Genomic DNA, 23593 nt, shown 5'->3' on the forward strand with positions numbered 1-23593 from the left:
GAATTATGAAAAATTACGAAGCATCTTTTAAGAGAATCTTAGCAGGTCTATTGGTTTTCTGTTTAATGTTGATATTTGTAATATCCTCGTCTTGTGATGCGGATATCGAAGTGGATCAAACTGTGGAAGAAATCGAATCTGCAACTCCAATAATCTCTAATTTTTCTCCATCTAGTGCAGAAATACTTGAAGAAGTACTTGTAGAAGGGGAATTTCTTCAATTTGTGGATAGAGCAACCATAGGTGGAATACCTACTGAAATTAAAAGTAAAATTAGTGATACTCAAATTTTACTAAGAATTGACCCTGCTGTTATTTCAGGACAAATCGTACTTATCAATGATTTAAGTAGACAAGGTGCAGAAAACTTGGAATTTACAGCTACTTCTACCGAAAGTTTAACTGTATCGTATCCTGTACCATCAGTAACAAGTGCAATCCCTGGTGAGGCTACAGCAAATGATTTACTAATTATAGAAGGTGCTAATCTTGGTGTAGTATCAAGTGTTACTTTTGGAGGCGTACCTGGTGTTATATCTTTTCAAGAAAATGATGTAATAGTAGTAACTGTGCCAAACCCAGGAACTCTAGATCCTGTTGCTATTAATTTAACTTATAATAGTAATAGCGGAGAAATTGCACAAGAATTAAGTTCTTCTTTCTTAGTTAACATACCGACACCAGAGCCAGATAATGTGCCTAGAATAATGGCTAGAGATAATATGGTAACAATCACAGGAGCTAATATCAATTTCACAACATCTGTTACAGTCGATGGTATTGAGGCAACAATTACTACGTCTCCTACTGATTTAACTTTTATGGTTCCATCTGGAGTAACAACAGGCATATCTGAAGTTATCATTACAGATACAGAAATGCGTCAAACTGTGTTTAATATACCATACATCAACGGACCATATTACGAATATTATGATTTTGATACGAAAGCTTTAGAAACTGTAAGAGATAATAAGAATGGTGATCCTACTGAAGTGGTTTTATCATTAGGAGAAGACGAAGCAGAACAACCAAGATTCCCAGGAATGACAGAATCTTTTGGAAGTAGATATTTACATTTAGATTACCCTAAAGCTACTACTAGTACTTTAGCCTCTATATATTGTTATGATTTTAGCGATGATTTTGGAACCGAAGAAATGGGAGAAGAATCAGCTGCTTTATTAGATCCAGCTGGTAGATTTGGCGGAAACCCTGTATTACATTTCTGGATGAGAATTAATGGAGCAAACTGTAGAACAAAAATATATCTAGGAACTTCAAGTGCTCAGCGTAGAGAATCTAATGGTCCTCTTTTAGACACAGGAGGAGAATGGGTATTAGTTGCTGTAAGACTTAATGGTTTTATGGATAGTGCAGCAGATTTTTCAAGATTTCATTTCCGTCTTACAGCAGGTAGCTCTTCTGATAATATACCAAGATCAGCTGATTACGATTGGATAATTGTAACCGACAGAGTATTAACAGAGTTTGGAGCTGTAGATTACTCAGCAGCTTCCATTACGGATGAGACTAACTGGAAAGATCAAGGTTAAAAAACAATAAATAACGAATTTTCATAATATTATAAATGATCCAATCACCTTTACATACTATTCGGTTAAGGTTAGGCATTCTTTGCCTAACCCTAACTCTTAGTATTCTAAGTTTTGGCTGTACCAAAAACGAAAACACAGCATCAACCAAAACAGAGATTAAAAATCAAAAACCAACACTTTCTTTATCTACTTCTGAAGCTAATGAAATAAAAAAATTACTAAACACTAATGATGTTTTAAAAGTCTCCTTTGAACAACATAAAGAAAAAGCAGACAAAGCAATTAAGAATGGTATTGAAGTGCCTATTCCAAAAGATCCTGGTGGTGGATATACACATGAAAAACACAAACGTAATTATGGAGAAATGTATTCTGCAGGAATTTCATATATAATTACTGAAGACACTAAATACTCCAAGTTTGTTACTGATATGTTATTAGCGTATGCTAAAATGTATCCTAGTTTACCTTTACATCCAAAAAGTAAAAAAAATCACCCAGCTGGAAAGCTTTTCTGGCAAGGATTAAATGAAAGTGTTTGGTTAGTTAATTCAATACAAGCATATAATCTGGTAAGTGATGTAATTTCTGAAGAAAATAAGAAAATAATAGAAGACCAAGTTTTTAAGAAAGTAGCAGAATTTATTAGTGTTGATTCTAAAAAAACCTTCAATAAAATACATAACCATGGAACCTGGGCAGTAGCGGGCGTAGGTATGACAGGATATGTTCTCAAAGATCAGGATATGGTCGACCGTGCTTTATACGGTAGTAATAAAGATAAAGAAACAGGTTTTCTTAAGCAGATAGATATGCTTTTTTCTCCGGAAGGATACTATTCTGAAGGTCCTTATTATCAGCGATATGCTATGATGCCTTTTATGCTTTTCGCTCAAGCTATCCAGATCAATCAACCTGATCTTAAAATCTTTGAATACCGAGATCAATTATTAGGTAAAGCGGTAACCACAGTATTGCAACTAACTGACGAAAATGGAGCATTTTTTCCTTTTAATGATGCATTAAAAGAAAAGAACTATTTAACCAGTGAATTGATATTTGCCAGCAATATTGCCTACGCCTACTATAAAGACAGCTCGCTACTGCCTATTACTTTAGCACATAAAAAAGTCAGCATATCAGGTGCTGGGCTTGAGGTAGCTAAAGCTTTGAAAGATTACAAACCAAAATCGTACGAAAAAAAACCACTATTAATTACAGACGGAAAAGATGGAAACGATGGAGGTTTAGCATTATTGCGTATGTCTAATGGTAAAAAAGACAAAAAACTTACTACCGTTTTTAAATTTGCTTCTCAAGGGATGGGACATGGTCATTTTGATCGACTGTCTATATTTCTGTATGATGGAAAACAAGAAATTTTACAAGATTATGGCGCTGCAAGATTTTTGAATGTAGAATCAAAACAAGGAGGAAGATATCTACCAGAAAACAAAACGTGGGCAAAACAAACTATAGCGCATAATACAGTTACTGTAGATGAGTCTTCTCAATTTGGAGCTAACGTAAAAGCATCGAGTAAAGTAAATCCAAAACTTCTTTTTTCAAACTTGAAAGATAATAACCTTCAAATTGTTAGTGCTAAAGAAGAAAATGCATACCCAGGAGTTCATATGCAAAGAACACTGGCCTTAGTTAAAAATGAAGCTACAGAAAGACCTCCTTTCGTTATAGATGTATATGCAATTACTGCTAAAGAAGCTCATCAATACGATCTAAACTTTATGTATCAAGGACAAGTAATGGAAACTAATTTTGAGTATCTCAAAGAAAATACATTAGATCCACTTGGAATTAAGAATGGATACCAACATCTATGGAAACTAGCCGAAGGTAAGAGTGATCAAAATTTTGCAACGCTAACTTGGTTAAACCAAAATAGCTTCTACTCTATCTCAAGTCTAATAGATAAGGAAAGTAATATGGTCTTTGCGAGTCTAGGAGCTAACGATCCTAATTTCAATCTTAGAAATGAAGCGTCATATATGCTAAGAGAAAAGAACAAGAAGGATCATGTTTTTGTAAATATTATAGAACCTCACGGGAATTTTGATCCAAAATTAGAATCTGTACAAAATCCACATTCTGATGTTAAAAATATTGAACTGATCTATTCTGATAATAACTATACTATCGTAGAAGTGACATTCAAAAATAATGAAAGTTATACACTAACGGTCGTTAATCAAGAACACGACCCACACAAACAACATGAATTGACTATTGGTAATAAAACATATCAGTGGACAGGCAATTATAATTTAAAAACTAACTAAACAATGAGCTACTCAAAAATTAAGAGTGAAGTATTCTTTGTAACCAAAGACAAACCATGGGAACAAGCCGCAGAAGGTATTACACGTCAAATGATCGGATATGATGTTAATATAATGATGGTTAAAGTAAACTTCGAAAAAGGGGCAATTGGATACATTCATGACCACTTTCATTCTCAAACTACATATGTTGAATCTGGAAGTTTTGAAGTTACTATCGGAGATGACAAAAAAGTATTAAATGCAGGTGATGGATTCTTTATTCCGCCTAATGTTCCTCATGGAGCAGTATGTTTGGAAGCTGGAGTTCTTATTGATGTATTTAGTCCAATACGCGAAGATTTTTTAGAAATTTCACACGAAAAGAAGTAATTAGATGACTAAGCTAAAAGGATTACGTTGGTGGATCATTGTGTTAATTTTCCTAGCAACGGTTATTAATTATATCGATAGGACTGCATTTGCACTTTTATGGCCCGAAATGGGTAAGGATTTAGGGATGGATAACTCCGATTATGCTCTAATGCTTAACTTCTTTCTCGCTGCATATGCCATCGGTAAATTTGCTTCCGGAAAATTGTATGATGAAATAGGTACCCGTTTAGGATTTACAGTTTCTATTATTGTATGGTCTGTAGCTTCTGTCTTTCATGCATTTGCAAGAGGACTTGTTAGTCTTTCAATTTTTAGAGTATTACTAGGTTTAGGAGAAGCCGGAAATTGGCCAGGAGCTGTAAAAAGTAATGGTGAGTGGTTTCCTATAAAAGAACGTGCAATTGCTCAAGGTATTTTTAATGCCGGTGCTTCTATAGGAAATGTAATTGCACCATTTATTATCATATTCTTATACACACAATATGGTTGGAAAACCACCTATATCATCTTAGGTTTTGTTGGTATATTATGGGTAATTCCTTGGTTATTTATTAATAAAGCCAAACCAGAAAAGCACCCCTGGATTACTGATGAGGAAAGAGCACTTATCATAAAAGATAGAATAGAAAAAGTTGAGCCAGAGAATGAAGTAAAAGAAAAAGGGTTAAGTATTGGCCAAATATTAAGCCATAAAGAATCTTGGGGAGTTCTATTCTGTAGATTTTTTATAGAACCAATATGGTGGTTTTTTGTAGGATGGATGCCTATTTATTTAGGTGCAAAATTTGGATCTGACATTGAAGAAACTAAAAGTATTTGGATTTCCTATTTAATGGCAGCTGCAGGTAGTATAATAGGTGGTATGTTTACAAAAGCTTTAATGAAAAAGTTCTCTGTAGATGCATCAAGAAAAATAACAATTGCGTTAGGAGGTATTCTAATTTTAATCGCATTTGTATCCATCATTAACTTCGTTACAGACCAGAACTTTATGATGTTCATATATCTTGCTGGATTAGCATTATTCGGATTCCAATTTGCGATTGGAAACATCCAAACGATTTCTAGTGACTTATTTAGAGGTCCTTCTGTTGGAACACTAGCAGGATTAGCAGGAACTGTAGCGGCAGTATCGCCAATGATTATGAACTGGTTTGTCGGTCAGATTACCACAAGTTCATATACCCCAGCATTTATAGCAATATGTGTTTCTGTAATACTTGGGGTCTTATCTATTTTCTTGTTTATCAAAAAAATAGGACCTGTAAGAAAATAATACACCAGTATAAATTGGTGTAAATTAAAATTAATCAACTATCAATAATTTATAATTAATAAAAAGAAAAAATGAGTTTAAAAGGAAAAGTTGCCATTGTAACTGGTGCAACCGGTGGAATTGGTTTTGAAGTTGCTAAGAGATTAGGTAACGATGGATATACTGTAGTTTTAAATGGTATAGAAGATGATAAAGGAGCTGAAAGAATCAAAGAACTTACAGCGCTAGGAATAACTGCCGAATATTACGGATTCGACGTTACAAACGAAGAAGCAGTTACTTCTAATATTGTAGCTATTGGAGAAAAATATGGTAAAATAGACCTACTGGTAAATAATGCTGGTGGATTAGGAGGAAGATCTAGATTTGAAGGTATGACTACAGAATTTTATAGATCTGTAATGGCCTTAAATTTGGATTCTACATTTTTTGCTTCTAGAGCTGCTATCCCATTTTTGAAAAAAGGAGAAAATTCTTCAATTATTAACTATACATCGAATGCAGGATGGACCGCAGGAGGTCCTGGTGCTGGAATTTATGGAACATCAAAAGCTGCGGTTAATGCAATTACTAGAGCGTTAGCAAAAGATTTAGCAGAATATGGAATTAGAGTAAATGCGGTATCACCAGGTACTATAGATACTCCATTTCATGCTCAAATTAAATCTACAAAGCCTGAGGTTTTCGCATCATGGAAAAACAACATTATGTTAGGAAGATTAGGACAACCAGAAGATGTAGCTTCTGTAGTTTCTTTCTTAGCAAGTGATGATGCTGCTTTTATAACAGCCGAAACTATCCAGATTGGTGGTGGACAAGCATTAGGTATTTAATATAAAGAAACATATAAAATGAAAAAAGTAGTAACCTTTGGAGAAGTTTTAATGCGTATTGCTCCTTTAGGGAACAAAAAATTAAAACAATCTAACCAATTAGAATACTACTTTGGTGGAACCGAGGCGAACGTAGCAATATCACTCGCTCAATTCGGGAACAATACACAACATATTACAGCAGTATCCAACGATTTTGTTGGTGATGCAGCAAAGAGCTACTTGCAGAAACTGGGAGTAGATACTGGTTTGATTATTGACTCGCGTCATCCTCTGGGATTATATTTCCTGGAGGTTGGTGCAGTCATGCGATCAAGTACTATAGCGTATAACAGATCTAACTCCGCTTTTTGCAATATAAATCCCGAAGAAATTAACTGGGAAAAAGCTCTAGAAAATTGTGATTGGTTCCACTGGACAGGTATTACCCCTGCTTTATCCCTAAATGCATTTAAAGCACTAAAACAAGGATTAGAAATTGCTAATAAAAAAGGAATTACAATATCCGCAGATCCAGCATATAGAAGTGGTCTCTGGAATTATGGTCATGAAGCAAAAAATATACTTAATGAATTGGTAGCATTGTCCAATATTTTTATTGGAGGTCCAAATGAAATTAATGAACTTCTAAACACTAATTTCTCCTTTACTAATGATGATTTTATCGAAGCCAGTAAACTTCTATTACAAAGGTATCCTAATATTAGAGGAGTATTTGATAAAACAAGAGTTTCTCTTAATGCTAGCTGGCATAAGATAAAAGCTAGAATGTGGAATGGACACGAATTTTCGGAAACCAATGAATTAGAAATAACACACGTTGTTGATCGAATTGGTACTGGTGATGCTTATGCTGCAGGATTAATTCAAGGTCTATTGCACTATGATGATGTAAAAGCATTGCAATTTGCTAATGCATCTTGTGCTTTAAAGCATACTATAGAAGGAGATGCTAATCTAGTAACAGAAGCTGATGTACTAAGTATCATTGAAGGTAATATATCAGGACGAATAAAAAGATAACATGGCACAATATACACGAATTGAAGTTGCACAAGTAATGGGAAACACAGGAGTTGTTCCCCTATTCTATCATAAAGATATTGATATTGTAAAAAAAGTAATCAAAGCAAGTTATGATGGAGGTGCGCGAGTATTTGAATTTACCAATAGAGGTGATCACGCACAAGATATATTTACAGAGATATCAAAGTGGATTGAAAATGAATTACCTGGTATGATTTTAGGAATTGGATCTGTTGTTGATCCAGGTACAGCATCATTATTTATACAAAAAGGAGCCAATTTTATCGTATCCCCTATTCTAAACCCTGAGATAGCAAAAGTTTGTAATCGTAGAAAAATTGCGTGGCTTCCTGGTTGTGCAACACTTACCGAAATAAATTATGCAGAGGAGTTGGGAGCAGAAATAGTAAAAATATTTCCTGCAGCGCAAATCGGAGGAGCTGATTTTGTAAAAGGTATAAAAGCACCTTGCCCATGGACAAGTATAATGCCAAGTGGAGGAGTATCACCAGAAGAAAAAAACCTTACAGATTGGTTCAATGCAGGGGTACACTGCGTAGGAATGGGATCTAAGCTTATTGCGAAAGATGAAAACGGAAACTTTGATTACAATAAAATAATTGAATTAACTAAGAGTTCATTAAGAATTGTTAAAGATTTAAAGCGTAATAAATAATCAATAGTTTTTGTGCATTTATCAATCTAAAGGCTCGTTCCGAATAACAAATTGCTAACTAATCAATTGAATCACATGATTTTCAACAAAAATTGTGTTAAATAAAAATAAATCTATATATTTGGTTAACCAATTTGGTTGACCAAATATAAATTTCACCCAATTTTCAAAATAAGACAATTATGAAAAATTTATTACTTACCTGTATGATGTTAACTATGAGCTTTGCATTTGCTCAAATTCCTTCGGGATCTGGGGTATATCTTAACAAACTAATTGTTAGCCCTAATGGCGATGATCTTACTAATGAATATATCGAAATTCGTGGTACTCCTGATGCCGTGATTCCTTCCGATTTATATCTAATTAATGTTGAAGGTGATGGAGAAGCTAGTAGAGATGATTACGGAGAAGTTGGTGAAGTAATTCAACTAGGTGATGGAACAAGAACTTTTGGTTCTAATGGTTTTTTAGCTATTGTAGCCAACTATACGGATGAAAATACAAATGTGGTAACAACAAATCCATATACTAGTGTCATCGCAGCAGGAACAACCATAGTGACTATAGAACTTATTGGAAATGATGTTACAGGTTCTTCTAGTAGTAATGTTTCTTCATTTACACCAGATATCGGTTATGATGGAAATTTCGAAGATTGGAGTGCTACATATATGTTAGTACAAGCTCCTAGTGACCCAAGTGGTGTTGATATCGATGCAGATAATGATGGTGTTATTGATGCAACTGGAGATCATACAATGTGGACTCGTTATGATTCTGTTAGCTTTTTAGATGAAGATGACTTATTAGATTCAGGAGACAATGGTGAGTTTGGATATGGCCAAATTATAGTTGTTAGAGATTTAGCAGAAAACTCTAGTAATGGTATTTTCACTGACACAGGAGCAACTGTAATAGAAAACACAGGTAGTAATGTACATTTCTGGGGAAGACAAGGAACCTCTACAGGTTTTACTACATCGGATTGGATAGCTGCCTCATTTGATGGAACAGGTCCTAATTGGGAATTCTCGGGTAACACTGCAAGAGTATCACCTGCAGAATTTGCAAGCTATATTATTCCTAGTGAAATATATGGAGCCCTAAATCCTACGGCTGCTACTCTATCTATAACAGAACAAGAATTAACCGACGATATTTCATTTTTCCCAAATCCAACTACTAACGTAATTAATATCAGCTCTAAAAATGATATTATTTCATCTATAGAAGTAGTAAACGTAACTGGTCAAATATTAATTCAAAAAGAAAATGATTTAGACGTTATTGATTTAACATCTTTCTCCACTGGATTATATTATATGAATATCTATGGTGATGGAGCTAAGATTACCAAAGCGATCGTTAAAAATTAAAAAATACTTTTTAAACAGTTTGATTTTAATTTGAGTTTAGATAATATCCTTGCATATTTTTGCAAGGATATTCCTATTAAAACCTAAATTTAATACCCCATAGATAATGAAACCTTTTACAATAATTTTTATTCTATTTATAAGTTTTGGTACTCAAGCTCAGATAACATTAGATGCTGACGGTCCTGGCAACACCTATGAACTTATTAATAGCGTTTTTGCACCAACAAGCGGAAATGTCATAGAAGCACCCGGAATTACTGGTAGTACTTGCGATAACCATTCTACCTATTCTGGTACAGATGGAAATCGTCATATTGATGAAGTATTCAATACAGACTTAGGAGTTAATGTATTTAGATTTATCATGCATGTTAATGAAGATATTGATCGCGACAAATGTTCCACTACAGATCGCCAGCGCAATGAAATTAAAACTTACGCTCCTTCTCCTGATAATCTTAAAGGAGTAATAGGAGAAACTGTGGAATACAAATGGAAATTTAAAATAGATGCAAACTTTCAACCTTCCGGAAGTTTTACTCATTTTCATCAATTAAAATCTGTTGGAGCAGATTCTGCAGAAGAAAGTCAGCCGCTGATTACCTTAACTGCTAGAAAGGCAAGCCCGGATCGATTAGAATTAAGATATGCACCTACTACTTCACAATCTACACTTACTACAGTCGATCTATCTGTATTAAAAGGAAATTGGGTTGAAGTTCTTGAAACTGTTACCTATGGAGAAACTGGAAATGCTTCTTATAGCATTATCATCACTAATGTAGATTCGGGATCAGAAATATTAAACTACTCTTCTTCTTCGCTTAGAATGTGGAAGACAAATGCAGATTTTATTAGACCAAAATGGGGAATCTATAGAAGTTTAAATTCTGCCTCAGATTTAAGAGATGAAGAAGTATTGTATGCTAACTTTTCCGTAACTGAAAACCCTACGCTCTCTGTACCGACAATATCAGAAAAAGAATTGTTTGATGTATTTCCGAACCCTACTAAAGCAGTAATAAGTTTTAATTTTTTCGAGAACACAAATGACTACACAATATCGGTTATAGGTGGGTCAGGAAAAATTGTCAAGAAACCACAAGAATTAAAAACTACTGATCAGTTAGATATTAGTGATCTTTCTAATGGAGTCTATTTTATAAAAATTATTGATAAGCAAACTAATACCTTTTCTATAAAGAAAATTGTAAAAATAGATTAATAGAAAGTTTAAAATAAAAAACAACATATTATGAAATTTGCTTTTGTTCTATTTGCTCTTTTGACATACATTTCTTCTTATGCTCAGGTCTCTCTTACTGCTGATGGCCCAGGAAACACCTATGAGCTTATTACTTCTAAATTGGCTCCAGGATATAATCCTATAGAAGCGCCAGGTATGGTAAGAAAAGATTGTGATAACCATCTTAATTATGGTAAGCACATTAGTGAAGTTTATGATGATGAACTCGCTAAGAATGTATTTAAATTTGTCATTCATGTTAAAGAAGACAATGACCGTTGCAAAACTTTTGATAGACAACGTAATGAAATAAAAAGCTATAAATCATCACCAGATAATCTAAAAGCTACGATTGGGGAAACTGTAGAGTACAAATGGAAATTCAAGATAGATAAAAACTTTAAGCCATCTAAGAACTTTACGCACCTCCATCAATTAAAATCTGTAGGAGAAACAGAAAAAGCAAAACCTATTATCACCCTTACAGCTAGAAAAGGAAGTGTTGATAAATTAGAGCTTAGACATTCTAGCGGAAAAGATCAAAATACACTTAAAAAAGTAGATTTGGACCTATTAAGAGGTAATTGGGTAATGGTTACAGAAAAAGTTACTTACGGAAACTTAGGTAAAACCTCTTACGATATATCTATCGCCAATATAAAAACAGGGAAAATAATTTTGGAATACCAGAGTACTAACCTACAAATATGGAATGCAGGTGCAGAATTCGTTAGACCAAAATGGGGAATCTATAGGAGTTTAAAAAACGCACAAAACCTTAGAGATGAAGAAGTACTATTTGCAGATTTTTCTATTAAAGAAAGTAAATAATTGACATTAGCAGAATTAATCACCTATAAAAATATTTTTTCGCTCTACAGATCAAAGACTCTACTTAAATTAAACCCAAAGAAAAAATCACCATCTCCCCAATCTCCAGATCCTTGACCTAAGAAACCATTTTCAAACATAGGCTGTGCATTTGTAAAATGAACCTGAAATACATGACCTCCTGTTTCTATATCAAAACCTATTGATAATGGATTTTTAAAAGTAGAAGTACTACTTCTATTAAAATGATATCCGTAATCTACATTAAGACTAAAACGTTTCGTTAATTTGTAACGACCTCCTACTCCCATAATAAACTGAGAATTATCCTGATCATCAAATCTAACAAAATTTTCATGTAAATAAGACGGTGCTAGTTCTAATGAAAGTCTTTTACTTACCTTTCTAGAAATTAAAACCTGAGACACATAAGATAATCTATTATTAAATTCTAATTTAGGTAATTGATTTTTTTCTAAACCTGTATTAATCGTTAATAAATTATATCCAACAATAGTAAAAGGGAATCCGTTTTTTTTCTGTCTTGTTAATCTATACTTAATATGAGCTCCATAGGTTTTTTGAAAAGAGCTACGTGCAATCCCAACATTTAGTCCATCCGTTATACCATAAATAAATTTAAGTTGAGTAACGGCTTGATCCAATCCAAAAAAATCATCAATTCCATTTTCTACACTACCAAAACGGTGAGCAACTACAAAAAATAAACTACGTTTATTAACCAATTTTGTAGATTCAAAATTTACAATCTTAAGTCCCTTAAAAGTAGATGTAACATAATTATCTTCTTGAACATCCGACTCTAACTCATTTAATAAATCATCTTGAGCAAGTGTAATATATGGTAGTAAAAATAAAATGAATAAGAGTTTTTTCATGAACGAGGTTTTAAAATACTATAAAAAGAAATTATTTAATAATTGATGCTTGGTCTAACTTAACTACTTCTAGAAGTTCGTCATAACCGATGCATCTGCCCTTTATGATATATTGTGAACGTAAACTAGATGCAGTAATATTGTGATCAGTATCAAAAGTGCAATACGCAGCTTCATTGAGCATTAAAGAATTAGTTTCTATCTCTGTCACTTCTCCTTTAACAATAATTGTTTTATTTAAATACTTTTTAGAAGCTGTATCTGAGCTTTCCGAAAATTCTCTTACCAAATCAGTAGCATCAACTGTAAATTCCGCTTTTTCCTCCTGAATATCCCTATGAGATTGATACACATATTTATATCCAACAAAAGCCGCAATTCCTAAAATTAAAATTACTATGAGTAGTTTTTTCATTGTGTATTTTCCGTTTAAACTTGTTTTAAAAGTATGAAAATTATCTACCTAATGAAACATATTTTTGCATATCAATTAAATTTGATCTAATTTTTACCTTCCAAAACTAGAACTCAATAGGCAATTTATGAAAATAAATATTTTAAAATTTTTGATTTTTTGTATGATTTTATTCAACATAAGTTGTGAAAATGATAGCGAAAAAGATTTAATAGATATCACACCTGTTACCTTGGTTACTTATAACAATAATGTAAAGGCTATCGTTGATAGTAACTGTACTACTTGTCATAATGATCCACCGATTAACTTTGCTCCTATGCCACTTTTAACTTTTGATCAGGTAAAGGAGGCTGTGGATAACAGAGGGTTACTAGAGAGAGTTTCTTCAGAAGATATTAGTTTTTTGATGCCTTCTGGAGGTCCAAGGTTACCACAAGCGACCATTGATATTATATTACAATGGAATACTGATGGATTATTAGAACAATAAAACCATATACCCATGAAAAATATCTTATTCTTTTTGTTAATGCTTGTTTCAGGATCTATTCTTGCGCAAGGAAAATTTATTACCAAGAAAGGTACTATTAGTTTTGAAGCTTCTGTGCCATCTTTTGAAGAAGTAAAAGCTAAAAACAGTACCGTAACTGCCATTTTAAATACTGATAACGGTGACTTTGCTGCTTTAGCCTTAATAAAAGGTTTCAGGTTTAAGAATGCTTTGATGGAAGAACACTTTAATGAAAACTATATTGAATCTGACGATTATCCCAAAGCTACTTTTAAAGGTAAGCTTGTAGACTTTGATATCAGTAATATTCAAAATGAATATGCGATTAAAGGAACATTATCATTACACGGAAAAACAAAGGAAATCGAGGTAAAAGGCGTAGTCAATAAAGATGGTGATGATACAATTTCTATCGCTTCATCTTTTATAACAAAACCTGAAGAGTTCGATATTAAAATTCCAAGTATCGTTAGTAAAAAGATCGCTGATGATATTTCGGTATCGCTAAATTTTATTTTAAAAAAGAAATAGTTTTTTAATATTTCAATTTTTCAACTTGAAATATTCCTTTTTTAAATCTAATTTTTCCTTTTTAGTACATTTTTATTGAATGTCTGTATCATAATCATGTTTATTAGCGCTAATAAACTGTTTGAATATGGTTTCATTCAAAACCATATTATTAATATATAATTAGGAGCTATGTAAATAACTATATAATCAACATATTCAGATTCAAACACACTAATTAATTATTAAAAAATGATATAATGTTATTTTTAATAACGTCTAATTAAAACTCAACTCTCGGTGAAATCTCTTAAAACGTTGCTATATTTTTCCATTTTTAAATATCCTCTTTCAGCCGAAGAGATTTATTTGTTTTCTGCTGCCTCTGATCAAAGTGAAATCAAAAACGAACTTGAATATCTCAAAAAAAAGGGAGTTATTTCTTATGATAACAGTTATTATTTTCTAGATGGAAACTTACAATCTGTTTCTCGTCGTATAGAAGGAAATAAAATGGCTAAATCTGTTATGCAAAAAGCAATTAAAAAAGGTACTTTAATTGCTAAGTTTCCTTATGTAAAAGCTGTTGGTATTTCTGGCGCTTTGTCTAAAAATTATCACGATAAAGATGGTGATGTTGATTTTTTTGTGATTACAAAATCAGAACGGCTTTGGGTTGCAAGAACGCTATTAATGTTGTACAAGAAAATATTCTTATTCAATTCCAGAAAGTTCTTTTGTATCAATTACTTTATAGCGGAAAATTCATTAGAAATATCAGAAAAAAATATATTTACGGCTACCGAATTATTAACGTTAATTCCGGTTTCTGGAGATTTCACTAGTTTCTATAGACAAAACCAATGGGTTTCTAACTTTTTACCCAATTTAGAAATAGGTAAATCTTCCGTCAAAAATTTAAAAAGTAAGCCTCTAATAACTAGAATTATAGAATTAATACTAAACACTAAAATCGGAAATAGTTTAGAACGTATTTTTCTAAAAATGACATTAAAAAAGTGGAATACTAAATTTAAGACTTTACACAAAGATGATTTTGACATAGCAATGAAATCAACGGATGGGGTATCCAAACATCATCCTAGAAATTTTCAGAAAAAGGTCATTGACAGGTTAAACAAACGATACAATGAATTTCAATTAAAATATAATATAGAATTAGAAAAAGAGCATGCTTGATATTTTGTTTTCACATTCTTATTACTACCCTTTAGATCTTAAACAATGGAAGAATCAAACACCTTATCCTCCATTAGGAACTATATACGCTGCTTCTTTAATGCGAGAAAAGGGTTTTACGGTTGATCTTTTTGACACCAACCTAAGAGATAACCCATATGACATTGAAAAAGAAATAATAGAAAAGAAACCTAGATTTATGGTTTTATATGATGATGGCTTTAATTACCTGACAAAAATGTGTTTAACTACTATGCGTGAAGCCGCTTTTGAGATGATGAGAATTGGGAAAAGCCATAATTGCACTATAATTGTCAATAGTTCTGATGCTACAGATCATTATCCTAAATATTTATACAATGGTGCTGATTATATTATCCAAGGAGAAGGAGAACTGGCTTTATTAGAACTTATTTCGGCTCTTAAAAATGAGCAGCCAATAGAAAAAATTAAAAGCCTTGTATATAAAAAAGATGAAAACACTGTTACTAATCCTAAACGAGAAGTTTTAAAAAAACTAGATGAGTTACCTATGCCCGCATGGGATCTTGTGGACATTAATTCTTATAAGAAAGTATGGCATGATGGAGGTAAAGAATTTACTCTAAATCTTGCTACTACCAGAGGGTGTCCATTTAAATGCAACTGGTGCGCTAAACCAATTTATGGAAATAGATATAATACGCATTCTCCAGAATATATAGTAAACCACATACAATATTTACAGAAAAACTATGATGTCGAACGTTTTTGGATGTGTGACGATATTTTTGGTTTAACTCCAGGATGGGTGCAGAATTTTAATCAAGAACTAAAAAACACAAATACTACACTAAAGTATTACATCCAAAGTAGAGTTGATTTATTACTTAAAGAAGATACTATAGATGCTCTTGCTGAATCTGGATTACAAGAAGTTTGGGTTGGAGCAGAAAGTGGTTCTCAATCCATCCTCGATGCTATGGATAAAGGAACTAAAGTAGAAGAAATATACAATGCCACAACGTTACTAAAAGATAAGAATATACGAGTAGCATTTTTTATTCAATTTGGTTATCTCGGTGAAACCAAAGATGATATTTCTAAAACTATAAAAATGATAAAAGAACTAGTTCCAGATGACCTAGGTATATCCGTATCTTATCCACTTCCGGGAACTAAATTTTATGATAAAGTAAAAGATGATCTTCGATTCAAAGCAAATTGGACAGACTCGGATGATTTAGCCATGATGTTTAAGAGTACTTATAATTCTAAATACTATAAAAAACTACATAGATATGTACATAAGGAATATAGAAAAAGTCAAGGACTACGATTCCTAAAAGCTACTCTAAAGAGTCCTTCTAAAATTTCTACTAATACACTAAAACGAATATCATATTTACTGTATTATTTCCCAAGTGCATATATGGATGCTCAGATTTTAAAAAGAATGGAACATATTAATGAATGAGAGTTTTGACATAGCGGCGATAACCTATGATACTACTTTTACTCATAGTAAAATTGGCAAACTCCAAAGAAACTTGGTGTTTGATCATTTGACAAAAATGCTTCCGCCAAATCAAAAATTAGATATTCTAGAAATTAATTGTGGTACTGGTCATGATGCAATATGGCTAGCTGAACAAGGACATCGTGTTATTGCTACAGATATATCATCAGAAATGATTTCAATCGCTAAATCGAAGCAACATAACCAGATCAAAGATCTAGAGTTTCTACAACTAGATATTAACAAGCTAAGCACATTAAATTCTGAACAGCCTTTTGATTTGATATTTTCAGATTTTGGAGGATTAAATTGTCTTTCTCCAGATCAATTAAAAGAGTTTTTTATAGCCGCTCAGGCAAAATTAAAACCAAATGGAATAATCATAGGAGTTATTATGCCTAAGCAATGTTTGATGGAGAATATTTATTTCACGATGAAAGGTAAATTCAAACAAGCTTTTAGACGTAATACTGATAATGTAGTCATAGCAAATGTCGACGGAGTCGATGTAAATACTTGGTACTATAATCCAAAAATGATACAGAAAATATCTAGCAAATTATTTAAAACAAATGAATTAAAACCCATCGGATTATGGATCCCTCCTTCTTATCTTGAATCGTTTTTTAAGAACAAGTCGGGAATTTTAAAAATCTTATCAAATCTGGATATGTTTTTCCGTCGTTTCGCATTCCTATCAAAATATAGTGATCATTATCTAATTTCCCTCATCAAAAAATGAGTATAGTTCTTACCCACGCATATTATCTAAGTACAGATCCTAAGGAACAAAGGATCATGAAACCCTATCCTCCTCTAGGACAGCTTTATATTTCTGGATACTTAAAAGAGTACGGTTTAGAGAATTATGTTTTTGACACAACATTTAGCTCTAAAAAAGAGCAACTAAGTTTTATAGCATCCAAGAAACCAGATGTAGTAGCTATATATGCAAATCTAATGACTAAAGTAGAAGTCATTAAACTTATTAAAACACTAGTTACAGAAGCTACGTACGGTTTCCCAAAAATAGTACTAGGAGGCCCTGATGTTACTTATAACACCGAAAATTACTTAAGATCTGGTGCTCAATATATCGTAATCGGTGAAGGAGAAGAAACGTTATATGAACTCCATCAAGCGATTAAAAACAAAACCGATATACACGCAGTTTCAGGAATTGCATATTTAGATAATGACAAAGTAGTAAAAACTACTGCCAGAATAAAAATGAAAGATTTATCAGTGCTTCCACTCCCAAACCGAGAAGCTATTGATATGCAAAAATATCTTGATACTTGGAAAAATAACCATGGACAAAGTTCTATGACCATTAGTACTCAGCGTGGTTGTCCATATACTTGTAAATGGTGTAGTACAGCAGTTTATGGACAGAGCTATCGAAGAAGACCTGCTAATCTTGTAGCACAAGAATTAGCTATGCTTAAAAGAGAATACAATCCTGATACCATATGGTTTGTTGATGATGTATTTACAGTAAGTCATAAATGGTTAGCAGAATTTCATAAAGAAGTGATACAACAAGATGCTATTATTCCTTTTGAATGTATTACCCGAGCAGAACGTTTAAATGATGAAGTTTTACAACAGTTAAAAGAAGCTGGTTGTTATCGGATATGGATTGGTGCAGAAAGTGGTTCACAAAAAATAGTGGATGCAATGGATCGAAGAGTTAAAGTAGAAACAGTAAGAGAAGCCATCCAGAAAACTAATCAATTAGGTATCGAAACCGGAACTTTTATTATGGTAGGATATCCTGGTGAAGATGAAAAAGATATCGCAGAAACCATACATCATCTAAAAGTAGCGAACCCTACTCATTTTACAATCACTGTTGCTTATCCAATAAAAGGAACTTCTCTATATAATGAAATCGAAAATGATATCACTATACAACCGGATTGGAATACCTCAACAGATAGAGACATTGATTTTAAAAGAACTTATCATCGTAAATTCTATGATTTTGCTGTAAGAAGAATTGTTAATGAAGTAAACTATTTTAAAAACAGAAATAACCTAAAAGAAAAATTAAAATTAAAAGTAAAATCGATAGCCGCTTTACTACTAATGAAATATTATAAATTGAGATAAAATTCTTTATTTAAAAATGGATGATATATGATTAGTGTTGTAATACCAACCAGAAATAGATTAGAATCTTTAAATAGAGTATTAGATTCTCTATATAAACAGGCTCTAAAACCTAAAGAAATAATCATTATTGACTCCAGTGATCAAGCTTTTACAACTAAAGATCTCATTACACCACCTAATACTATTAATTTAATTTTGGAGCGATCCACTCCTTCAGTTTGTGAACAAAGAAATATCGGTATTAAATTAAGTTCAAATCCTATTATTTTATTAAGTGATGATGATTTAGTCTTCGAAGAAGAATATACATTAACATTATATGACTATCTGAAAAAAAATCCCTCTAAAAAAGCTGCTAGTGGAATAATTTTAGAAAAAAATACAAAAGATGAATGGGCATATGCCAATGAGATTTCTGATGTAAAACTAATTTATAATTGGTTCTTTGGACTTTCTATCTTTTCTGATTTATCTAAAAGTAAAAGAGGCAATATTCTTGTTAACCGAATAAAAACTAAATTATCTAACAAAGGAAACCAAATCTCAAAAGCAGGATGGCCTATTTTCGTAAACTGGAATAAAGATGAAAATAATTTTCCTTTTTTTTCATTAATGGGTGCAATGATAAGAAAACCTGAAGAAGATTTATTTGATCCCGTTTTCATATTTAATGGTATTGGAGATAATTATGATGCTTGTATTAAATTAGGCTTTAATATTACCATTCTAAAAAAGATTAAAGCTTTTCATTACAAGGAAATAACGAATCGAATCAATCCAAAAGAAGGTTTCTATTACCGAACTTCAGCATTACATTATATACTACTTAACAATTCTAATTTCTCAAGTTCAAATCGTTTATTTTTACTTTGGTCCTTGATTGGAGTTTTAATTCCAAACTTTCTTAAAATAGATACAGAAATGATAAAATATAATCTGATACTAATCTTCAGAATATTATTTAAAAAAAATCTATATCAAAAAGAAAATATTAATAATATCAGCACATAATAATGATTAAAACATTTGATTTTAAATTTTGAAAAAATTAATTGAACATATAAAATATCTAATTCCTCTATCTAAAAGGAAAAGACTTCCCTTTTTCTTTTCTATTTCTATTGTCAATTCAATTTTAGACTTCATTTCCATCGCGTTTTTAACACCATTTATTCTATTAATAATTGATAAAAAGAAAGTAGATGATTTTTTGGTTTCCCATTTTGGTATTACTTATCAAGAAAAGCATATACTATATGCCCTTATAATTCTAATAGTTTTTTATTTACTAAAAAATTTACTCCAAACTAAAATTGTATCCCTACAATCAAAATACCTCTACTCTATTGGTACTTTGTTATCTAAGAAACTAGTATCCAATTTTACCTATGGAAACTATGAAAAATATTACCTCAACGATAAAGGACAATTAATCAGAGATTTTCATAAACTTCCAACTATTTTCGTAACTAATATTCTTATCCCGATTTACCACTTAACATCAGAAATAATTATAATATCTATGATTATGATAGCAGGATTTATTCTTAATCCTTTGGCAACTATTTTTTCTATAATTTTTGTCTCTATTTCTGCACTATTATTATTGTTTTTGCGTAAAGGCAAAACACAACGCTTTAATGAAATCATTTCTAAATCATATAGAGACACCTTAAATAATTTAATGAATATCTTAAACGGAATCATCGAAATAAAAAGTTCTAAATCAGAAAGAGATTTCATTAATCGATTTGGCAAATCCTATGAGGAACAAAATGACACGCTAGCATCCTTAAGCACTTTTAAACAAAATAATGTACGATATCTAGAAGTAATGACAATTATTTTTATTTCATTTTCTATTGCTTTTATATTATTAAACTCCAGTTCAATGAAAGATCTGGTATTACTTTCTTTTTATGGAAGTGCCGTTATTAAAATTATTCCGTCATTCAATAAAATCATTAACGCGTACATAGATTTAAAAAGTAACAAACACGCGGTTGATATTTTAGCATCTTACAAATTTGACCAATTTAATGAACTAAATGACAATCTGTTCGAAAATTCTTTACGGTTAGAAAACATTAATTTTAATTACCCTAATAATGATTTAATTATATCTAATTGTAACTTAGAAATAAAGAAAGGGGATTTTATCGGAATTATGGGTAAATCTGGTTGCGGAAAAACGACCTTACTACATATTATCTGTAGAATGCTTCCATTTAAATCTGGTAAGATCATATTAGACGAAAATGTTATTACGAATACAGCATCGTTTCCTTTCGTATATATGTTATCGCAACATTCATTTATTTTTCAAGGAACATTGATTGAAAATATAACAATGAATAAAAAAGAAGATATTGATTATAACTATATAAATCACCTCTTTGATAGTTTTGATCTAAAAGATTGGTTTCTAAATTTAGACGATGGTTTTGATACTGTATTAAACATTGATAGTAAAAGTATTTCAGGTGGACAAAAACAACGTTTAGCTTTGATTAGAGCCTTATATACAAAACCAAAAATTCTATTACTTGATGAAGCTACAAATCAACTAAATGAAGATTTAGAGATAAAAATTATGAAATATTTAAAAAGTAGAACAACAGAAAATGAATTATCGATAGTTGCTGTTTTTCATAATAAAGACCTCTCTAAATTTGCCGAGAAACATTACACATTTCAAAACAGCAATCTCATAAAGGGATGAAGAAAAAGTTGTTATTTATTACGCCACTATTTCCAGGGAACAAAAATGAGGATACTATCGTTCCTTTTATTTATCAATTCTGTAATTACTTAGATACTAATTTTGATGATCTAGAAATAGATATAATTACACTCCGATATCCTATTAAAAAAAAGGAATACAATATTAACTCTATTAAAGTGTATGCAATTGGAGGTGGATTTAAAACCAAATGGAATAGTATATTGGTGATTAGTAAAGCCTTTATAAAAGGTGCCAAACTTTTTGGCAGAAATGACTATGACGGAATCCTATCTTTCTGGTATAGTGACACTGCTATTGTTGGTAAGTTACTTAGGATATTTTTTAGAGTTAAACATTTTACTTGGTTGCAAGGACAAGATGTAAAATCAAATAACAAATATTTTAAACTCTTCAGGCCATCCGCAGATCGACTTATTGTAGTGGGAAAAAACCATCAAAAGGTTTTAAAAAAACATTGGGGTATTACCGCTAAAAAAATTGCCAATGTAGCTGTAGACACCAATAGCTTTCCGAAACTGAATATTGGATCAAGAACCATTGATATTATTGGTGTAGGAAATTTAGGCGCATTAAAAAATTATTCTTTATTTATTGAAATCATTTTCGAATTAAAAAAAGTGTTGAATACCATAAATGTTGTTATCTGTGGGGATGGAGAAGAAAAAGAAATGCTTACTACTAAAATTAATGCGCTAGGACTAAGAAAAAATATTACATTAATGGGGTATGTACCCAATAACAAGGTTCGAGATCTTTTAAACAATAGTAAACTGTTACTACATACTTCTCAATTCGAAGGTAATTCTATGGTTGTTCAAGAAGCTCTGTATAGTGGTTGCAAAGTAATTAGTACATTCCCTTTATCAGAAAACATAACGAACTTTTTCTATGAAGATAATAAAGTAGACTTAATTAAAACATCAACGGGTTTATTGAATAAAACTCAACAAATCCAACGGGTTAGGCATTTCAAAATAGAAGATACTGCTGCTGTAATCTATTCTTGTTTTTTTGATTCTAAATAATGAAACGTTTGATAAATATCTTCAGCTATTGCTTTATGAGTCAATTTATCTTCTACACATTGCAACAATTCTGATTGTTTTTTAGAATAATCTATAGTTTTTGTTTCACAAAAAGCTTTCAGTAGTTGTTCTCTATTACCTGGCTCAAACAATAAAGCACAGGCTCCATTATTAGTCATATAATTAAAAGACGGAATACTAGTTACAATCGGAACACAACCACAGGTCATTGCCTCTGCAAGTGCAAATCCACTACCCTCATAATGAGATCCCAAAACAAAATACTCATGAGTTTGATATAATAACTCGATTTCTTTTCTATCTAATCTTCCAATGTTATCAACTGCTTGTTTTAAAGGTGTACTTGAGCTTAACAAGTCATTTACTTCTTCTAATAATTCAAACTCATTATATACCATCGTTAATGTAGCCAAAGGTTCTTTAACTAGGTATTTTTGAAAAGCACTCAAAACAGTAATTGGATCTTTATTCTTATCCAATCTCCCGACCCACAAAAAGGATTCTTTCTTTCTCTTAATCTCTGGGTTGAATGTAAAATTGGTAGCACCTTCCATTACTTCGAAAACTTTATTATTATCAAAAACTCCAGACGCTACCCAATCTTTGGCATTTTCTTTTCCTGTAAAAAAATAACCATCTATATATTTATCAGCCCAAGTATATATTAATTTCTTTAAACCTTTGGGCGCTTCAGCATATCCTTGAACTTGAACCAAAATTATTGATTTCTTACGTAATTGTTTCCGTAGAAAATAACTATACCTCCCATATCCCATTCCATGTATTAAAATGTAATCTGGTGCTAACTTATTTATGAAATTATGGTATAAAAAAGGAATACTATATTTTTTTATTTTCCTTCCTTTATAGAATAGATAATGAACTCCTTCTTTTCTCATAGAAAAATTAATCCCAATCCTATTCAATGAAATTGTTTGTGTTTTATCCTTCAAATACGGAAGGTACCCTAAACTATAATTAAACTTTTTAATTAATAAATCCGGTTTTTTTATCTTCTCTGAATAGTAATTTAAATCTAGAAAAACCTTATTCATACACAAAAACTAAAAATTTAATCATAACCAAATCTTTCTTTACTATAATCTATGATTACTAAATACTTTTTTTAAAATCACTAGATATTAA

Annotated in this window: 22 protein-coding genes; 19 read left to right on the plus strand and 3 right to left on the minus strand. The window is 31.5% G+C overall.

The window, feature by feature from the left end; genetic code table 11:
• Positions 1-5 precede the first annotated feature (5 nt).
• From H526_RS0105215 to H526_RS28380, 10 genes are all read left to right on the plus strand, one after another.
• The gene (locus tag H526_RS0105215) at positions 6-1556 is read left to right on the plus strand and encodes an IPT/TIG domain-containing protein (RefSeq protein ID WP_035084538.1); all 1551 of its coding nucleotides are present in this window, start codon (positions 6-8) and stop codon (positions 1554-1556) included.
• Between the two features lie 35 nt (positions 1557-1591).
• Positions 1592-3856 (plus strand): heparinase II/III domain-containing protein, encoded by a 2265-nt coding sequence (locus H526_RS0105220; protein ID WP_035084541.1) that lies wholly within the window; start codon positions 1592-1594, stop codon positions 3854-3856.
• Between the two features lie 3 nt (positions 3857-3859).
• On the plus strand, positions 3860-4228 hold the full coding sequence (locus H526_RS0105225; protein ID WP_027392020.1) for a cupin domain-containing protein: 369 nt from the start codon (positions 3860-3862) through the stop codon (positions 4226-4228).
• A 4-nt stretch (positions 4229-4232) separates the two neighbouring features.
• Positions 4233-5507, plus strand: coding sequence for an MFS transporter (locus H526_RS0105230; RefSeq protein ID WP_027392021.1), 1275 nt, complete (start codon positions 4233-4235; stop codon positions 5505-5507).
• Positions 5508-5578: 71 nt separating this feature from the next.
• Positions 5579-6340, plus strand: coding sequence for an SDR family NAD(P)-dependent oxidoreductase (locus H526_RS0105235; protein WP_027392022.1), 762 nt, complete (start codon positions 5579-5581; stop codon positions 6338-6340).
• An 18-nt stretch (positions 6341-6358) separates the two neighbouring features.
• Complete coding sequence (locus tag H526_RS0105240; RefSeq protein WP_027392023.1) at positions 6359-7363, plus strand: sugar kinase; 1005 nt, start codon at positions 6359-6361, stop codon at positions 7361-7363.
• A gap of 1 nt (position 7364) precedes the next feature.
• Positions 7365-8042 (plus strand): bifunctional 4-hydroxy-2-oxoglutarate aldolase/2-dehydro-3-deoxy-phosphogluconate aldolase, encoded by a 678-nt coding sequence (locus tag H526_RS0105245; RefSeq protein ID WP_027392024.1) that lies wholly within the window; start codon positions 7365-7367, stop codon positions 8040-8042.
• Between the two features lie 182 nt (positions 8043-8224).
• Positions 8225-9421 (plus strand): T9SS type A sorting domain-containing protein, encoded by a 1197-nt coding sequence (locus H526_RS0105250; protein ID WP_027392025.1) that lies wholly within the window; start codon positions 8225-8227, stop codon positions 9419-9421.
• Positions 9422-9527: 106 nt separating this feature from the next.
• The gene (locus H526_RS28375; protein ID WP_051335990.1) at positions 9528-10649 is read left to right on the plus strand and encodes a T9SS type A sorting domain-containing protein; all 1122 of its coding nucleotides are present in this window, start codon (positions 9528-9530) and stop codon (positions 10647-10649) included.
• Positions 10650-10679: 30 nt separating this feature from the next.
• Positions 10680-11501 (plus strand): heparin lyase I family protein, encoded by an 822-nt coding sequence (locus H526_RS28380; protein WP_051335991.1) that lies wholly within the window; start codon positions 10680-10682, stop codon positions 11499-11501.
• Between the two features lie 44 nt (positions 11502-11545).
• Here H526_RS28380 and H526_RS0105265 read toward each other — a convergent pair whose 3' ends face one another.
• Both H526_RS0105265 and H526_RS0105270 read right to left on the minus strand, forming a co-directional pair.
• Positions 11546-12400, minus strand: a complete 855-nt coding sequence (locus H526_RS0105265) for a DUF5777 family beta-barrel protein (protein ID WP_027392026.1) — start codon at positions 12398-12400, stop codon at positions 11546-11548.
• Positions 12401-12431: 31 nt separating this feature from the next.
• The gene (locus H526_RS0105270) at positions 12432-12815 is read right to left on the minus strand and encodes an OB-fold protein (protein ID WP_027392027.1); all 384 of its coding nucleotides are present in this window, start codon (positions 12813-12815) and stop codon (positions 12432-12434) included.
• 163 nt (positions 12816-12978) lie between these two features.
• Between H526_RS0105270 and H526_RS0105275 the strand changes: the two genes are divergently transcribed.
• The 9 genes from H526_RS0105275 (at position 12979) to H526_RS0105315 (ending at position 22426) form a co-directional block, all read left to right on the plus strand.
• Complete coding sequence (locus H526_RS0105275) at positions 12979-13308, plus strand: hypothetical protein (RefSeq protein WP_233557539.1); 330 nt, start codon at positions 12979-12981, stop codon at positions 13306-13308.
• Between the two features lie 12 nt (positions 13309-13320).
• Positions 13321-13860, plus strand: a complete 540-nt coding sequence (locus tag H526_RS0105280; protein WP_027392029.1) for a YceI family protein — start codon at positions 13321-13323, stop codon at positions 13858-13860.
• A gap of 279 nt (positions 13861-14139) precedes the next feature.
• Positions 14140-15039, plus strand: a complete 900-nt coding sequence (locus tag H526_RS0105285) for a hypothetical protein (protein WP_027392030.1) — start codon at positions 14140-14142, stop codon at positions 15037-15039.
• A complete protein-coding gene (locus H526_RS0105290) occupies positions 15032-16495 on the plus strand; it encodes a B12-binding domain-containing radical SAM protein (RefSeq protein WP_027392031.1) in 1464 nt (487 codons plus the stop codon). The genes H526_RS0105285 and H526_RS0105290 overlap by 8 nt, the downstream gene beginning before the upstream one ends.
• On the plus strand, positions 16488-17279 hold the full coding sequence (locus H526_RS0105295) for a class I SAM-dependent methyltransferase (protein ID WP_027392032.1): 792 nt from the start codon (positions 16488-16490) through the stop codon (positions 17277-17279). The genes H526_RS0105290 and H526_RS0105295 overlap by 8 nt, the downstream gene beginning before the upstream one ends.
• Positions 17276-18652, plus strand: coding sequence for a B12-binding domain-containing radical SAM protein (locus tag H526_RS0105300; RefSeq protein ID WP_027392033.1), 1377 nt, complete (start codon positions 17276-17278; stop codon positions 18650-18652). Before H526_RS0105295 ends, H526_RS0105300 begins: the two co-directional genes overlap by 4 nt.
• 27 nt (positions 18653-18679) lie before the next feature.
• Positions 18680-19666 (plus strand): glycosyltransferase family 2 protein, encoded by a 987-nt coding sequence (locus H526_RS0105305; RefSeq protein ID WP_027392034.1) that lies wholly within the window; start codon positions 18680-18682, stop codon positions 19664-19666.
• Positions 19667-19694: 28 nt separating this feature from the next.
• On the plus strand, positions 19695-21377 hold the full coding sequence (locus tag H526_RS0105310; RefSeq protein WP_027392035.1) for an ATP-binding cassette domain-containing protein: 1683 nt from the start codon (positions 19695-19697) through the stop codon (positions 21375-21377).
• Positions 21374-22426: a glycosyltransferase family 4 protein gene (locus H526_RS0105315; RefSeq protein ID WP_027392036.1), complete on the plus strand. Its 1053-nt coding sequence runs from the start codon at positions 21374-21376 to the stop codon at positions 22424-22426. The genes H526_RS0105310 and H526_RS0105315 overlap by 4 nt, the downstream gene beginning before the upstream one ends.
• On the opposite strand, the gene H526_RS0105320 is transcribed toward H526_RS0105315, so the two are convergent.
• Positions 22399-23502 carry a glycosyltransferase family 4 protein gene (locus H526_RS0105320; protein ID WP_027392037.1) on the minus strand — a complete coding sequence of 368 codons (1104 nt, stop codon included), beginning with the start codon at positions 23500-23502 and terminating at the stop codon, positions 22399-22401. The two genes, H526_RS0105315 and H526_RS0105320, sit on opposite strands and share 28 nt — an antisense overlap.
• Positions 23503-23593: the final 91 nt, after the last annotated feature.

The organism is Aquimarina latercula DSM 2041 (genome assembly GCF_000430645.1).
Classification (GTDB): Bacteria; Bacteroidota; Bacteroidia; order Flavobacteriales; family Flavobacteriaceae; genus Aquimarina; species Aquimarina latercula.

Bases quoted from the DNA above. Each gene is read 5' to 3' on its own strand.
- H526_RS28380 (WP_051335991.1), top strand. From the start codon at position 10,680: ATGAAATTTGCTTTTGTTCTATTTGCTCTTTTGACATACATTTCTTCT.
- H526_RS0105225 (WP_027392020.1), top strand. From the start codon at position 3,860: ATGAGCTACTCAAAAATTAAGAGTGAAGTATTCTTTGTAACCAAAGAC.
- H526_RS0105300 (WP_027392033.1), top strand. From the start codon at position 17,276: ATGAGTATAGTTCTTACCCACGCATATTATCTAAGTACAGATCCTAAG.
- H526_RS0105235 (WP_027392022.1), top strand. From the start codon at position 5,579: ATGAGTTTAAAAGGAAAAGTTGCCATTGTAACTGGTGCAACCGGTGGA.
- H526_RS0105220 (WP_035084541.1), top strand. From the start codon at position 1,592: ATGATCCAATCACCTTTACATACTATTCGGTTAAGGTTAGGCATTCTT.
- H526_RS0105275 (WP_233557539.1), top strand. From the start codon at position 12,979: ATGATTTTATTCAACATAAGTTGTGAAAATGATAGCGAAAAAGATTTA.
- H526_RS28375 (WP_051335990.1), top strand. From the start codon at position 9,528: ATGAAACCTTTTACAATAATTTTTATTCTATTTATAAGTTTTGGTACT.
- H526_RS0105280 (WP_027392029.1), top strand. From the start codon at position 13,321: ATGAAAAATATCTTATTCTTTTTGTTAATGCTTGTTTCAGGATCTATT.
- H526_RS0105215 (WP_035084538.1), top strand. From the start codon at position 6: ATGAAAAATTACGAAGCATCTTTTAAGAGAATCTTAGCAGGTCTATTG.
- H526_RS0105270 (WP_027392027.1), bottom strand. From the start codon at position 12,815: ATGAAAAAACTACTCATAGTAATTTTAATTTTAGGAATTGCGGCTTTT.
- H526_RS0105295 (WP_027392032.1), top strand. From the start codon at position 16,488: ATGAATGAGAGTTTTGACATAGCGGCGATAACCTATGATACTACTTTT.
- H526_RS0105320 (WP_027392037.1), bottom strand. From the start codon at position 23,502: ATGAATAAGGTTTTTCTAGATTTAAATTACTATTCAGAGAAGATAAAA.
- H526_RS0105245 (WP_027392024.1), top strand. From the start codon at position 7,365: ATGGCACAATATACACGAATTGAAGTTGCACAAGTAATGGGAAACACA.
- H526_RS0105240 (WP_027392023.1), top strand. From the start codon at position 6,359: ATGAAAAAAGTAGTAACCTTTGGAGAAGTTTTAATGCGTATTGCTCCT.
- H526_RS0105290 (WP_027392031.1), top strand. From the start codon at position 15,032: ATGCTTGATATTTTGTTTTCACATTCTTATTACTACCCTTTAGATCTT.
- H526_RS0105305 (WP_027392034.1), top strand. From the start codon at position 18,680: ATGATTAGTGTTGTAATACCAACCAGAAATAGATTAGAATCTTTAAAT.
- H526_RS0105315 (WP_027392036.1), top strand. From the start codon at position 21,374: ATGAAGAAAAAGTTGTTATTTATTACGCCACTATTTCCAGGGAACAAA.
- H526_RS0105250 (WP_027392025.1), top strand. From the start codon at position 8,225: ATGAAAAATTTATTACTTACCTGTATGATGTTAACTATGAGCTTTGCA.
- H526_RS0105265 (WP_027392026.1), bottom strand. From the start codon at position 12,400: ATGAAAAAACTCTTATTCATTTTATTTTTACTACCATATATTACACTT.
- H526_RS0105230 (WP_027392021.1), top strand. From the start codon at position 4,233: ATGACTAAGCTAAAAGGATTACGTTGGTGGATCATTGTGTTAATTTTC.